This window comes from Achromobacter sp. NFACC18-2 (assembly GCF_900108985.1).
Taxonomy (GTDB): domain Bacteria; phylum Pseudomonadota; class Gammaproteobacteria; order Burkholderiales; family Burkholderiaceae_B; genus Achromobacter.
The window spans coordinates 451,157-464,716 of record NZ_FNYM01000001.1 but is presented as its reverse complement, the minus strand read 5'-3'; the positions used below and the strand labels follow the sequence as shown (position 1 = coordinate 464,716).

The 13,560-nt window shown below is 68.5% G+C and carries 13 protein-coding genes; 5 read left to right on the top strand and 8 right to left on the bottom strand.

The window, feature by feature from the left end; genetic code table 11:
- Position 1 precedes the first annotated feature (1 nt).
- From BMW75_RS02115 to BMW75_RS02080, 8 genes are read right to left on the bottom strand one after another with little or no spacing between them, the layout of a single operon-like run.
- Positions 2-1,030: an HAD family hydrolase gene (locus BMW75_RS02115; RefSeq protein WP_076520840.1), complete on the bottom strand. Its 1,029-nt coding sequence runs from the start codon at positions 1,028-1,030 to the stop codon at positions 2-4.
- On the bottom strand, positions 1,030-2,424 hold the full coding sequence (locus BMW75_RS02110) for a hypothetical protein (protein WP_254791915.1): 1,395 nt from the start codon (positions 2,422-2,424) through the stop codon (positions 1,030-1,032). The genes BMW75_RS02115 and BMW75_RS02110 overlap by 1 nt, the downstream gene beginning before the upstream one ends.
- Positions 2,421-3,929, bottom strand: a complete 1,509-nt coding sequence (locus BMW75_RS02105; protein ID WP_092576067.1) for a VWA domain-containing protein — start codon at positions 3,927-3,929, stop codon at positions 2,421-2,423. The genes BMW75_RS02110 and BMW75_RS02105 overlap by 4 nt, the downstream gene beginning before the upstream one ends.
- A complete protein-coding gene (locus BMW75_RS02100) occupies positions 3,920-4,921 on the bottom strand; it encodes a vWA domain-containing protein (RefSeq protein WP_092576065.1) in 1,002 nt (333 codons plus the stop codon). Before BMW75_RS02100 ends, BMW75_RS02105 begins: the two co-directional genes overlap by 10 nt.
- A complete protein-coding gene (locus BMW75_RS02095; RefSeq protein WP_092576062.1) occupies positions 4,908-5,399 on the bottom strand; it encodes a DUF4381 domain-containing protein in 492 nt (163 codons plus the stop codon). Before BMW75_RS02095 ends, BMW75_RS02100 begins: the two co-directional genes overlap by 14 nt.
- Entirely contained in the window at positions 5,396-6,331 is a 936-nt protein-coding gene (locus tag BMW75_RS02090; protein WP_076520844.1) for a DUF58 domain-containing protein, read from the bottom strand. The genes BMW75_RS02095 and BMW75_RS02090 overlap by 4 nt, the downstream gene beginning before the upstream one ends.
- Before the next feature lie 23 nt (positions 6,332-6,354).
- Positions 6,355-7,314 (bottom strand): AAA family ATPase, encoded by a 960-nt coding sequence (locus BMW75_RS02085; RefSeq protein WP_092576060.1) that lies wholly within the window; start codon positions 7,312-7,314, stop codon positions 6,355-6,357.
- A gap of 45 nt (positions 7,315-7,359) precedes the next feature.
- Positions 7,360-8,502: a formylglycine-generating enzyme family protein gene (locus tag BMW75_RS02080; RefSeq protein WP_092576057.1), complete on the bottom strand. Its 1,143-nt coding sequence runs from the start codon at positions 8,500-8,502 to the stop codon at positions 7,360-7,362.
- Between the two features lie 520 nt (positions 8,503-9,022).
- Between BMW75_RS02080 and BMW75_RS02075 the strand changes: the two genes are divergently transcribed.
- From BMW75_RS02075 to BMW75_RS02055, 5 genes are read left to right on the top strand one after another with little or no spacing between them, the layout of a single operon-like run.
- Complete coding sequence (locus BMW75_RS02075; RefSeq protein WP_092576052.1) at positions 9,023-10,264, top strand: urea ABC transporter substrate-binding protein; 1,242 nt, start codon at positions 9,023-9,025, stop codon at positions 10,262-10,264.
- Positions 10,265-10,271: 7 nt separating this feature from the next.
- Positions 10,272-11,141: an ABC transporter permease subunit gene (locus tag BMW75_RS02070; protein ID WP_076520848.1), complete on the top strand. Its 870-nt coding sequence runs from the start codon at positions 10,272-10,274 to the stop codon at positions 11,139-11,141.
- Positions 11,141-12,133, top strand: coding sequence for an ABC transporter permease subunit (locus BMW75_RS02065; protein ID WP_092576049.1), 993 nt, complete (start codon positions 11,141-11,143; stop codon positions 12,131-12,133). Before BMW75_RS02070 ends, BMW75_RS02065 begins: the two co-directional genes overlap by 1 nt.
- Positions 12,130-12,864 carry an ATP-binding cassette domain-containing protein gene (locus BMW75_RS02060; protein WP_092576047.1) on the top strand — a complete coding sequence of 245 codons (735 nt, stop codon included), beginning with the start codon at positions 12,130-12,132 and terminating at the stop codon, positions 12,862-12,864. Before BMW75_RS02065 ends, BMW75_RS02060 begins: the two co-directional genes overlap by 4 nt.
- Positions 12,848-13,552, top strand: coding sequence for an ABC transporter ATP-binding protein (locus BMW75_RS02055; RefSeq protein ID WP_092576044.1), 705 nt, complete (start codon positions 12,848-12,850; stop codon positions 13,550-13,552). The genes BMW75_RS02060 and BMW75_RS02055 overlap by 17 nt, the downstream gene beginning before the upstream one ends.
- Positions 13,553-13,560 lie beyond the last annotated feature (8 nt).

Here is a 13,560-nt window from a genome sequence, read left to right as displayed (position 1 = left end):
ATCAAGGTTTTTCAGACGGGTAGATTCGCTTCCACTCCTTTTCCATATCAACAATCGTCCAACCCTGGACGCGCGCTGCGTCCAGGGCTTTGTCAAGGCGGCCGACGTGGGATTGGCGGTCATACGCCCATTCGCGTTTGGCGTCGGTGTGATGGACCAGGCCGGCAAAGCGCTTGCCGGGGCCGGCCATGGTCCACTGGAGCATCTGCAGATCGCCGTCCGAGTTGCCGAACGCCAGGATCGGCCGGCGCCCGATCTGGCGCTGGATCGCCACCGGCTTGCCGGGGCCGTCGTCGTTGAACTCCAGCTTGGGCTGACGCATGAGCTGGAACGTGGCCCCGTCGGACACGAAATCGGTAGCGAGAACGGTGCCGATGACCTGTTCCGGCGGGATGCCGTACGCGGCCTGCGTCCAAGGACGCATGAACTCGGTCTCGCCGCCAGAGACGATGTACGTCTTGAAATCGCGGGCGCGCAGGTAGTCCAGCAGCTCCCGCATTGGCAGGTACGTCATGCTGCTGTAGAGCATGCCGGTCTGGGGATGGTGCGCGGTCTGCCGCCAGCGATCGACGCGCTGGCTGAACTGGTCGACGCTCATGCCGGTGTGAGTGGCAACGATGATCTCCATCATGCCGTGCGAGCCCGACTTGGCGAGGGCGGCCTGGTCGTTCTGCAACGCGGCCTTGAACGGCTGGCGCACCTGCCATTCGGGATGGGAAGGCGCCTGCGCGCGGACCTCGTCCAATGCGAACAGCACCTCGAAGTACAAAGGCTGTTCGCTCCAGAGCGTGCCGTCGTTGTCGAAGACGGCGATGCGCGCTTCCGGCGCCACGAAATCCGGACTGCCCGGCTGTGTCACGGCCTTCACGAATTCGACGATGGCGTCGCGCGAGGGGCCGTCCGCCCAGGAAGGCAGGTCGGCATGCGTATGGGATTGCGGCGCCGCGCAGCCGGCCAGCAGGCACAGCGCCAGCAGCCACATCATTGCGAGCCAGCGCCGCACCGGTTCGAGTTCATTGAAACGCCGCATCAGCTTCTCCCCGTGCGCGGATCGCGCCCTTGGTTCACAGGATTGAGTTCCACAGGCAAGGCGTGGCGGGCCGGCGTGGACCGGCGCCAGGCTTTGCGCCATGCGCGGCTGCGCGAGGCCAGGCGAGCCCGCCAGCCGTCCCCGCCTGCGCCCGTTCCGTACACCTGGCGCAGCGTGGCTTGCGCAAACTCGCGGTCCCGCTCGTTCATCGGGGCCAGCGCCGCCCGCAGCGCCACCGCGCCGCCGCTGCGCCGCATCCATCGGTAGAAATCGCTCAGCACGGGGCGCGACGCGCGCGCCTCGCGGCGCCAGGCCCGCCAATAGCACGGTTCGCTTGCCCGCCAGCGTTGCCTGCCGCGCTGGACGGCGGCGCCCAGGGCCCGCGCCTGCCGTTTCCACCAGGACCAGCCCAGCCACAGCGCCAGTCCCACGGCGGCCAGGCCGGCCAGCACGGGCATCGCCCACGCTGGCAGCGCCCAGCGCGCGCCGTGGCGCAGCTTGGCAAGGTCCTCGCTCAGCGAAAAAGGCGGCGGGGCCGCGGGCGCGGCGGCCACGTCCACCTGGCGGCCGGGCAAGGTCTGGCTTTGCGCCGCGCCGCTGCGTCCGTCGGTCCAGTGCAATGTCAGCGGCGGCAACGCGAAGCTGCCCGCCTCCTGCGCCACATAATCGGCCCGGTCGATCCGTTGCGCGCCCACGAAGCCGCCGCGTCCGTCCGTCAGCGTGATGACCTCGGGCTCGCGCGGATAGCGCTTGAAATGCGGCACGTCCGCCAGCGGAGCGGGCGGCAGCAGCATGGGCTGCACGCCGTCCGCGCGCTGCGTGACGCTGCGCGTAATGCGGCCGCCCTGGACGAGGGGATCAGGGGCCAGCGCAAAGGACTGCGTCACGGTCAGTTCCCCCACGACCTTGTCTGGCTGGGCTTCGCCCGAAATCGCGATGGACAGCGGCACGCTCTCGGCCGTGGTGGCGGCGCCGCCCGGGCCCAGGTGGGCCGATACGCGCAAGGCCGGAATGTGCAGGGTGCCGGCGGACTGCGCACTGAGCAGGTAGGTGTAGCGCAAGCCGTTCAAGGCCACGCCGTCCCGTTCGTCGCGCACCAGTTCGCCCTGGCCTGACGGCGGGGTCACCATGACGCCGGGCAGCTCCAGTTTCGGCAACTGGGGCGGTTGGGTGAACCAGGTGCTGGTCATGACTTCGAGATGCAGCTCGACCGTGGCGCCTGTCTGGCCCTGGGCGGGCGCCTGGGCAGTCACACGCAGAACCGCCGTGTCCTGCGCGTGCAGCGGAAGCGGCAGCGCGATTCCCAGCACCAGCGCCAGCGCCACCGCCAACACCAGTGCCATCGACGCCGCCATCTCCGGCAGCAGGCCGCATCGGCAGGCCCGGCGCATCATGGCTGCCTCCCCGCGTCCTGGACCGCGAACTTGCCGCGGAGAAAGCGCGCGGGCGACAGGCTCAGCGTGCGCAGCCAGATGTCTTCCGACGCCGCCTGCCGGACCTGCACGGTGGCAAGTTGGCCTGCCTGGGCGGTCTTGTCGGCGATGGTCTGATCGGGGGGCTCGGCCTGGTCGCCCTGCTGCTCCTCGCTCATCGCGGCGAGCAGGCGCGCCACGATGCCGCGGTTCTCCACCGCTGCCGGCCACCCGGGCCGAAGCGCCAGCGCCCGGTCGTAGGCCGCCAGCGCCGCGTCATACCGGCGCAGCCGCACCTGCGTGTTGCCAACATAGAAATACGCCTCGGGCGTGGTCTGCTGCGAAAAGGCCGCCAGGGCGGCGGCATAATCGCCGGCCGCATAGGCCGCGCGCCCTTTCCAGTAAGGATTCTGGAAATGCCCGGCGGCCGCGCTGAAGTCGCCGCGGTCGAACGCCAGGCGGCCCTGCTGGTCGGGCGTGAGGAACGCGTCGGCCAGCCCGTTGGCGTGGACCTGCGGCGGCGCCGCAAAGGCAAACACGCCCGCCAGCACGCAGGCCTGCCACGGCACCCGCCAGCCGCGCCGCACGGCCAGCAGCGCGAGCAAGGCCAAGGGCCAGCACAGCCAATATCCCGCGTCTTTCCAGTGAGACGGACCGGCGCCGGCGTCCTGCACGGACTGGAAGTGCTGTTGCGCGTGCAGGGTGATCCAGTCCAGGTCGTCCGGGGTGGCGGTCAGGCTGCCCAGCGGCGCATCGGCGGCACGGGCCAGGTCGCGCAAGGCGGGCTCGTCGATGCCTCCCTGCGAGTCGGCCCTGCCCACCGCCATGACGAGAATCTGCAGATTGCCGGCGGCCTGCGCCTGCCGGCGGACCGGGTCGGCGGCGGACGCGCCGTCGGTCATCAGGAGCAACGTGCCGCCGGCGCGTTCGGTCGCCAGCACCTGCGCCGCCAGCGCGATGGCGCCCGGCACGTCGCGCCCGTCCCGTTCGATGAGGTCGGTGGACAGCGCCTGGATAAACAGGTCCAGCAGTTCCCGGTCGTCGGTGGGCGGGAGCACCAGGTGGCTGCTGCCGGCGTAGGCGATAAGGCCGGTCTTGGCGCCCGCCCGCCTGGCGGCCAGGTCGCGCAGCGTCTGCTTGGCGGCTTCCAGCCGCGAGGGGGGCACATCCGTGGCGTCCATCGTCGCCGACAGGTCGACCGCGGCGACCAGCGGCGCCACGTTGTCGAGGAAGTCGGGTTCGTCCCGTTGCCAGGCGGGTCCCGCCGCGGCCACCGACCCCAGCGCCAGCATCGCCGCCACCAGGTCCAGCGGCCGAGGACCGCGCGATCCGGCCGACCGCACGGTCAGATAGGGCAACAGATGGGGCGCGATTCCGCTGTCCCCCACCCCGCCCCGGTGCGCGCGGCCGGCCGCCCACAGGGCGATGGCCAGCGCAATGCCCAGCAGGAACCATGGCCGCAGGAAGTGAAAGGCGCTCAGGTCCACGATGCGCTCCCCCTGCCCTTGCCCGCGCCGACGTGCATTCGCAGGGCCGCGACGGCGTGCCAGAGCGCCAGCAAGGCCAGCGCCGCGGCCAGAGGCGCCCAGAAATACTCGTGCTTGGGCTGATGCCGCAGCGTGTTCACCTCTTGCGGCGTCAGGCGATCCAGTTCGGCGTAGACCTCTTGCAGCGCGGTCAGGTCGCCGGCGCGGAAGAACCGCCCGCCCGTCGCGTTGGCAATGGCCTGCAGCGCATCGAAGTCCACCCGGTCCTCGCCGCTGGCCTGGGGATCGCCAATGCCTATCGTATGCACGACGATGTGGTGCGAGGCGGCAAGCCGGGCCGCGCGCGGCGGCGGCACCGCGCTGGCGGTATCGTTGCCGTCGGTCAGCAGGATCATGACCTTGTCGCGCTCCCGGGCCGCGTCCAGCATGCGGATGCCCAGCCCGATCGCGTCGCCGATGGCGGTATTCGGCCCGGCCATGCCGACGGCGGTCTGGTCCAGCAGCAGGCTCAGGGTTGCATGGTCGCGGGTCAGCGGCGCCTGGGGATAGGCCCCCGTGCCGAACACGATCAGCCCCAGCCGGTCGTCGCCGCGTTTGGCGATGAAATCCGACACCACGTCCCTGACTGCCTGCCAGCGCGTGGCCGGCCTGCCCTGGGCATCGTGGAAATCGGCGCTATCCATGGATTGCGAGATGTCCACCGCCAGCAGGATGTCGCGCACCGGCTCGGTATGGGTCAGGGGCGGCTCGACCCATTGCGGGCGGGCAATCGCCAACAGCAGCAGCAGCCACACCGCCACGTTCAGCCATAGCTGCCCCGCGCCGGCCGCCACGCCGGGGCGCGTGGGCGACTTGCCCGTCAGCCTTGCCATGGTGTCGAAGAACGGCGTGCGCAGTGCGCTGCGAGCCTGCACATAAGGCGGCAGCCAGCGATAGGCGGCCCAGGCCAGCGGCGCCGCCGCCAGTAGCCAGGGATACTCAAGCCGCCACATGATGACGCTCCATCCAGTGCCGGGCCGCCGCCAGCAGCCGGCGCACCTCTGCCGGATCCAGGGTGCGCACGGCCGCGTCCGGCCCATAGGCCAGCGTCGCCAGCAGATGCGCGCCATCGCCGGGCAGCGGCGGGCCGTTGCGGGCCAGCCATGCCGCCCAGGCCTCGCCCGTCAGGGGCGCGGCCTTGCCCCCGGGCGCTTGCGCGGCCAGCGCGGTGCGCTTGAGGAGCGCGGGCAGGCCGCGCGCCGCCAGCGGATCGGACGCGGCGGCGGCCTCGATCTGTCCCAACTCGGAAAGCGCCTCGCGCCGGTAGCGGTTCCTGCGCCAGCGCCGCAACCCGCGCAGCGCCAGTCCGCCCGCCACCACCGCCAACAGCAAGGCCAGCACCGCCCAGCCCCAGGTCTGCGGCCAATAGGAAACCGGCGCGGGCAAAGGCAGCTCGCGCAACTGATCCAGGCCGGGCAGTTCGGCGTTCATGGCCGCCCTCCTGTGGCCCGCCGGCCCAGCTCGCTGCGCAACTGCGTGGCCTCGTCCTGCGCGGTGTCGATGGTAAGCAAGGGCACGCGGCTGCGGCGCAGCAGCTCGGCCACCTCGCGCAAACGGCCGCTGAAGAAATTGGCCAGCGGCTGGCGTTCGCGCTGACTTCCCACGGCGATTTCCAGGTGCAGCTCGCCCTGGGTCACCAGCAAATGGCCGCGGGCCGGAATGTTCTGCGCCATCGGGTCGAAGATCAGCGCCGCGACCACGTCATTGTGCGCCGCCAGCAGACGCAGGCTGCGCAAGGTGTCGTCGTCGGCGCCAGAGAAGTCGCTGACGATGCAGACCAGGCTATCGTGCGGCGCCTGCGCCAGGGCCGCGCGCAGCGCCGCGTTCAGGCCCCCCGTCCGGGGGCGGTCTGGACGCTCGGCCGACAGGCCCTGGTTGGCCCGGACCACTTCCGCCAGGAACGTGCGCACGCGGTCCCGGCTGCGCAGGGGTTTGATGCTGCGCTGGCCGTCATCGTCGAAGACGATGCCGCCGACGCGGTCACCAGCCCGCAACGCCATCCAGGCCGCCATCGCGGCGACGCGCGCGGCGACGGCGCACTTGAAGGCCCGCACCGATCCGAAATACATGCTCATGCGCTGGTCCGCCAGCACCAGCGTGGGGCGGTCGCGCTCCTCGGTGTAGGCGCGCACATAGGGTTTGCCGTAGCGCAGCGAGGCCCGCAGGTCCAGTTGACGCAAGTCGTCGCCGGCCACATAGCGGCGCAGCTCGGCAAAGTCCAGCCCTCGGCCGCGCAGCCGCGAGCCGTGCAGACCGGCCAGCACGCTGCCCAGCGGCTGGGCCGCATGAAAGGACAGCCCGGCGATCGCCCCTTCCAGGGCGACGAGCTCGTGCAGCGGCGGATGGACGGGGTGCGATTCCACGTTGGCGTCCCTTGGGCGGGTCCCTAGGCGGGCACCGCGACCGTGTCCAGCAGACGGTCGATCGCCGCACCGGGCGTCACGCCATCGGCCACCGCGTCGTAAGACAGGTGCAGGCGATGGCACAGCACCGCGTGGGCCACCTCGCGCACGTCGTCGGGCGAACTGAAGTCCGCGCCCGACAACCAGGCGTGCGCGCGCGCGGCGCGGTCCAGCGCGATGGCGCCGCGCGGACTGGCGCCCACCTGGATCCAGCGCGCCAACTCGGGGTCGCCCGGACGCCGCGTGTTGTTGACCAGGTCGACGATGTAGCGGTCGGTCGCCGCCGACACGTGGACGGCCGCGGCGTCGGCCCGGCAGGCGAACAGATATTCCTGGGACAGGCGCGTCGGCGCCGCCTTCGCCTCGCGCGGCTGGCGCAACAGCGCGAGCATCGCCGCCTCGTCGTCGGCCGCCGGATAATCGAAGCTGATCTTCATCAGGAATCGGTCCATCTGAGCCTCGGGCAAGGGATAGGTGCCCTCCTGCTCGATCGGGTTCTGCGTGGCCAGCACCATGAACAGCGGCGGCATGGCGCGCGTTTCGCCGCCGACCGTGATCTGCCGTTCCTCCATGGCTTCCAGCAGGGCCGACTGGACCTTGGCGGGCGCCCGGTTCACCTCGTCGGCCAGGATGAGATTGCCGAACAGCGGGCCCGGCTGGAAGGCGACCTCGTGCCGCCCTTGCGCGTCCTGCTGCAGGACGTCGGCGCCGGTGATATCCGACGGCAGCAGGTCCGGGGTGAACTGGATGCGGCGCATCTCGGCCGCAAGGTGCGCGGCCAGCGCCTTGACCGACCGCGTCTTGGCCAGGCCAGGCAAGCTTTCGAGCAGGACGTGTCCGTCCGCCAGCAGCGCCAGGATGATCTTGCGGATTACGGGTGCCTGCCCAAGCACTTCCCGGGACACCGCCTGTTCAAGCGCCAGAATGCCGTCACGATTCGCCATGCCTCTTCCCCCCACCAGGATAGGCCGCTCGCAAGGAGCGGATGATCAACGGCTGGCGATGCTGCCCTGCCGGGCCTTGGCCAGCTTCCATTGGTCCGGCGTCATGACGGTGCGAAAGCCCAGGTGCGACATGGGGTTGAGCGGGTCGGTGCCGCGCCGGGCGCTGGCGCGGTAGCTGATGCAATAGGTATCGCTGCAGAGAAACGAGCCGCCGCGGGTAACGCGCTTGGGCGCCGCCGCCGGCACGCTGCGATCGTCGGGGTCGAAGCTGTCGGCAGGTCCCGCAGGGTCCTGCGGGGGCTGGCGGAATTGCGCCTGCACCTGGAACGCGTCCGCGCGATACCAATCGGCCGTCCATTGCCAGACATTGCCAGCCATGTCGTACAGGCCGTATCCATTGGGCGCATAGCTGCCGACCGGCGTCGTGCCCACTTGCACCTTCTCATCCTTGACCACGGGAAACGGTTGCTGCTGCCGGGTGTCCCAGATGTTGGCCATGGCCTTGCCGTCGGGCTGCAGTTCATTGCCCCAGCTATAGGTCGCCTGTTCCAGCCCGCCTCGCGCGGCGAACTCCCATTCGGCCTCGGTCGGCAGACGTTTGCCGGCCCATTTGGCATAGGCCTGCGCGTCTTCGTATGACACTTGCACGACCGGGTGTTCATCCTTGCCGTCGATATTGCTGCCGGGCCCCAGCGGATGACGCCAGTTGGCCCCGGGCACGAAGCGCCACCATTGCGAGAAATCGCGCAGCGAGACTTCGGTTTCGGTGCCGATGAAGACCATGCCGCCCGGCACCAGCGCGCTGTCGTCCGGGCGCGGCGTGCCGGGCGGCAGCTGCGGACGCAGGTCTTCCCAACGCGGTTTTTGCTCTGCGGTGGTGACATAGCCGGTGGCGTCGACGAAACGGCGGAATTGCGCATTGGTGACGTCGTTAACGTCCATCCAGAAGCCGCTTACCCGCACCTTGTGCGCGGGACGTTCGTTGGGCTGCGACATCTGATGGTCGTTGCCCATCAGGAATTCGTTCCCGGGGATCCAGGCCATGCCTGCCGGGCCGCTTTTGCCGTCGCCCAACTTGGCGACAGTGGCTTGGGGTGTGGTGAAGGTTCCCGCCACATAGGCGCCGATTGCGGCCGAAGCCCCAAGAATCGCCGCCACGGTCAATCCGATCTTCAGCTTCTGTCTCACGTTCGTTCTCCGACATGGGGGGCAAGGCGGACGATGGTGTGTCAGGAATTGAGAAGTCTCTTATTGCGCTGAATCAAAAATAGTTCCTGATTGGGCCAGGCGCTATCCGAAATGCGAAAACCGGGGGAAAGTTTTTTCATGCAGCGTCGGTGCGCGATCGGTGCGCCATCGGTGCGCCATCGGCGCGCGACGGATGTGCCCACAGCCGCGGGACGTCATGCCCTGCCCCGCGCAAACCAGCCTAGGGAAATCCCGGGGCTATTCCGCGCCAAATCCTTCCCCTAGAATTCGCCTTGTCCTCTTCCCCGAGGACCGGCCGGGCAAGTTCCAAAGGCGCAACTGCCAACAAGGCCGCTCAGTTTTTCTCGTCGACAACGGCGTCGACATCCAGCCGACTTCTCGGCACATCCAAACACCTACACACGTCTACGCGACTTTCGGCGTTGGCCCCTGCTCGTCCCTGTCTTTTGCGCCGGGCGTGGGTCCGTGCGCGCCGCAAGCGCTCAAGGGGCCTACCAACATGAGCATGAACCGCCGTCAGTTCCTCTCGTCCACCGCTGCTACCGCTGCCTCCGCCACCCTGATGGGGCTCTCCGGCACGCGCGCGTTTGCGGCCGGCGAGGAAAAAATCAATGTCGCCGCCATCTACGATCTGTCGGGCGGCCTGGATATCTACGGCAAGCCGGTGATGGACGCGCTGCGGTTTGCGGCCGAAGAGATCAACGCCAAGGGCGGCCTCTTGGGCAAGCCGCTCAACTTCATTGCGTACGATGCGCAGTCCAACATGCAGCTGTATGCCCAGTTCGCGCAGCAGGCCGCGCTGCGCGACAAGGCGGCCGTGGTGCACGCGGGCATTACGTCGGCTTCGCGCGAGGTCGTGCGCCCGGTGCTGAACCGCTATCGCACGCTGTACTTCTACGACAACCAGTACGAAGGCGGCGTGTGCGACCGCAACTACTTCGCCGCCGGCGTCACGCCTGCGCAGACCGTGCAGAAGCTCGCGCCCCACGCGGTCAAGAAATGGGGCAAGAAGGTCTACATCGTGGCGGCCGACTACAACTACGGCCAGATCGTGTCCAACTGGGTGCGCAAGTACGCCGCCGACGTGGGAGGCAAGACCGTGGCGACCGAGTTCTTCCCGCTGGACGTCACCGACTTCGGCGCGGCGATTTCGAAGATCCAGGCCGCTTCGCCGGACTTCATCTGGTCGGCGCTGGTGGGCGGTGCGCACATGTCGTTCTATCGCCAATGGAAAGCCACCGGCATGACGGGCAAGATCCCCCTCGCCTCCACGACCTTCGCCGGCGGCAATGAGCACATTGTGTTGTCGCCCGAGGAATGCAACGGCTTCCTGGTCTGCCAGAACTATCTGCAAGAGCTGCCCGGCGCGGTCAACGCCGACTTCGTCAAACGCTTTCATGCCCGCTACGGCGCCGACTATCCCTACATCACGGAACTGGCCATGGGCGCCTACCAGGGCTTCATGCTCTGGGCCGAAGGCGTGCGCAAGGCCGGCTCGGTGGACCGGATGAAGGTCATCGACGCGCTGGAATCCGGCATTGCCATCGATGCCCCCAGCGGCCGCGTGACGCTGGATCCGGCAACCCACCACTGCACCCTGGACGTACACATTGCCGAGGTGCGTGACCGCAAGCTCAATCTGGTCGAGAGCTTTCCCCAGCAGCAGCCCGGCGACACGGCCGCCGTCTGCGACCTGATCAAAAACCCGGCGGACAACCGTCAGTACGCCATCAAGTTCTGAGCGATCCATGGATATCGTTGTCATCTATGCCATCGATATCCTGGGTGCGATCGCCATCCTGGCGCTCTTGAGCGTCGGTTTGGCGGTGGTATTCGGGATGATGAAGATCATCAACCTCGCGCATGGCGAGTTCATGATGCTGGGCGGCTATGTCGCCATCCTGGCCACCAATCAATGGGGCGTGCCGATCTGGATTTCCATGCTGGTCCTGGCGCCGCTGGCCGTCGGCCTGTTTGGCGTGCTGGTTGAACACCTGCTGGTGCGTCACCTCTATGGGCGCATGATAGACACCATGCTCGCCACGTGGGGGCTGTCGCTGGCGGTCATCGGCCTGGCCACCATGGTCTTCGGCAACACCACCGTCGGCATCTCCTCGCCCTTGGGCGGCGTTGCCATCGGCACGCGCCAGGCCAGCGGCTACACCCTCTTTCTGATCGCGTTGGCCGCGGGCGTCATGGTGGCGCTGTGGTGCTTGCTGCGCTTTACGGACTTCGGCCTGCGTGCGCGCGCCTGCATGCAGAACGCGGCCATGGCCAACGCCCTGGGCATGAACCCCAATGGCGTCTACAAGCTGACCTTCGGCCTGGGCGCGGCCTTGTCCGGCATGGCCGGGGCCGTGCTGGCGCCGCTGACCGGCGTCATCCCGACCATCGGTGCGGCCTATATCGCCAAAGCCTTCATCACGGTGATCAGCGGGGGCAGCGCGGTCATCGCCGGCACGGTAAGCGCCTCGGGCTTTTTCGGCGCCATCAGCCAGGGCGTGACGTTTCTGGCCACGCCGGTCTACGGCCAGGTGGCGCTGCTGCTGGCCGCCATCGTGCTGATCCGTCTGCTGCCGCAAGGCATCACCGGCCGATTCTTCAAGCGAGCAATCTGATGCGTGTACCCGTGATTTCTCTGGGGCTGGGCGCCGTGGCCATCGCGGCCGCGGTGTTCCTGCCCACCGTCGTCGATATGTTCAGCCTGCTGTCCATGACCGTCTACCTGGTCATGGCCCTGCTGGCCCTGAGCCTGGCTTTTGTCTGGGGGCATGGCGGCATCCTGTGCTTTGGACAGGCGGCCTTCTTTGGCCTGGGCGCCTATGCCTGGGCGGTCGGCGCCTTTAACTTCGGGCCGGGCCTGGGGGCCATGGCGCTGGCTGTCGCCGTGCCGGCGGCCTTTGCCGCGCTGCTGGGCTATTTCATGTTCTACGGCAAGATCAGCGACGTGTACCTGGGCGTCATCACGCTGGCCGTGACGCTGATCCTCTTTAACTTGATGAATTCCACGTCGGGCGACAGCTATCGCATCGGCGAGGCCCTGCTGGGCGGCTTCAACGGCATTCCGTCGATCCCGCCGCTGACCTTGCCCGGCGCGGCCGAACCGCTGTCTCCGGAAGGCAGCTTCACGCTGGCTGCCTTGCTCCTGATCGCGGCCTATTTCGGCCTGCGCGCCGTCATGGCGTCGCGCCTTGGACGCGTGGTCGCCGCGGTGCGCGAGAACGAACAGCGCGCCCTGCTGCTGGGCTACGACGCCAGCCTGTACAAGCTGGCCGCCTTTACGCTGGGCGGCGCGCTGGCCGGGCTGGCGGGCATGCTGTACGCGAACTGGGGCGCGTTCGTCAGTCCCGGCGTCTTCGGCCTGTCGCAGTCGGCGCAGATCATCATCTGGGTGATTGTCGGCGGACGCGGCACCCTGATCGGTCCCGTCATCGCGTGCGTGGCGCTGCAAGCCATGGTCACCCAACTGGGCGCACAGCACACCGTGGACACCGGCCTCGTGCTCGGGGTGATCCTCATCCTGTTTGTGCTGTTGATCCCCCGGGGCCTGGCGCCGACGGTGGCCGACGCCGCCCGCCGTCTGTTGCGCTCGCCGAAGGAGCAGGCATGAGTACGCTTTTGTTGGAAACCCAGGGCCTGGGCGTAAGTTTTGGCGGCGTGCACGCGGTGCGTGAAGTCGATTTCCGCCTGGAACTGGGCGAGGTGCGCTGCCTGATCGGTCCCAATGGCGCCGGCAAGAGCACATTCTTCAAGATGCTGTCGGGACAGTTGCGCCCGACCCACGGCGAGATCCGCTTCAAGGGCCAACCCCTGCGCGGCCTGGCGACGCACGAAGTGGCGCGGCTGGGCATCGGCATCAAGACCCAGGTGCCCAGCGTCTTCGAAGGCCTGGACGTGCGCGAGAACCTGAGGCTGGCGGCCGCGCGGCGCGCCGAGGGTGCGCCGGCCGAGATCGCCGCCCAAGTGCTGGCCGAGATCGGCCTGCAGGCGCAGGCCGCCACGCCCGTCAACGCGCTGGCCCACGGTCAACGCCAGTGGGTCGAGCTGGGCATGATCCTGGCATCGCGGCCCGAACTGGTCCTGCTGGACGAACCGGCGGCCGGCATGACGCACCAGGAAGTGCGCAGGACCGCCGAGGTGATCGCGGCCATCAACCGCCACAGCACCGTCGTCGTGGTCGAGCATGACATGGCCTTCATCCGCCTGATCGCGGGCCGCATCACCGTTTTCAACCAGGGCGAAGTGCTGGCGGAAGGCAGTTTCGACGACATCATGGCGCACGAAGGCGTGCGCGCCGCCTATCTGGGCAAGCAAGGAGAAACGCATGCTCCACGCGCATGATCTGAAAGCCGGCTACGGCCGCATCCCGGTGCTGCATGGCGTCAGTTTCCAGATGGCCGCCGGAGAATTCACCGGCATCCTGGGCCGCAACGGCATGGGCAAGACCACGCTGCTGCGCGCGCTGATGGGCGAACTGCCGCTCACCGGCGGCGAGCTGACGCTGGGCGAACGAAAGATAGGCGCGCTGGCGCCGCACGCGCGGGCCCGCCAGGGCCTGGGCTTCGTGCCCCAGGGGCGGCAGATCTTCCCAGCGCTGAGCGTGGCCGAGAACCTGCGCATGGGCTGCGTGAAGAATCTGCGCGAGGCCGACGCCAGGATCGATTCGGTGCTGACGGTTTTTCCGCGCCTGCAGCGCCTGCTGGACCGCCCGGGCGGCAGCCTGTCGGGCGGCGAGCAGCAACTGCTGGCGCTGGCCCGCTGCCTGTGCGGCGAGCCCCGGCTCATGCTGCTGGACGAACCCACCGAAGGCATCCAGCCCTCGATCTGCGATGAGATCGTCGAAGCCTTGCAGACCCTGCGCGCCTCGCATGGCATTGCCATCCTGCTGGTCGAACAGGACATCGACTTTCTGTGCGCGTTGTCCGACCGAATCCTGGTGCTGGAAAAAGGCGAGCTGATCGCCGACGTTCCCACCGCCACCACCACTCCCCAAGAGATCGCCCGGCGTTTCGGCGGTCTGCAATCCTGATACGGAAT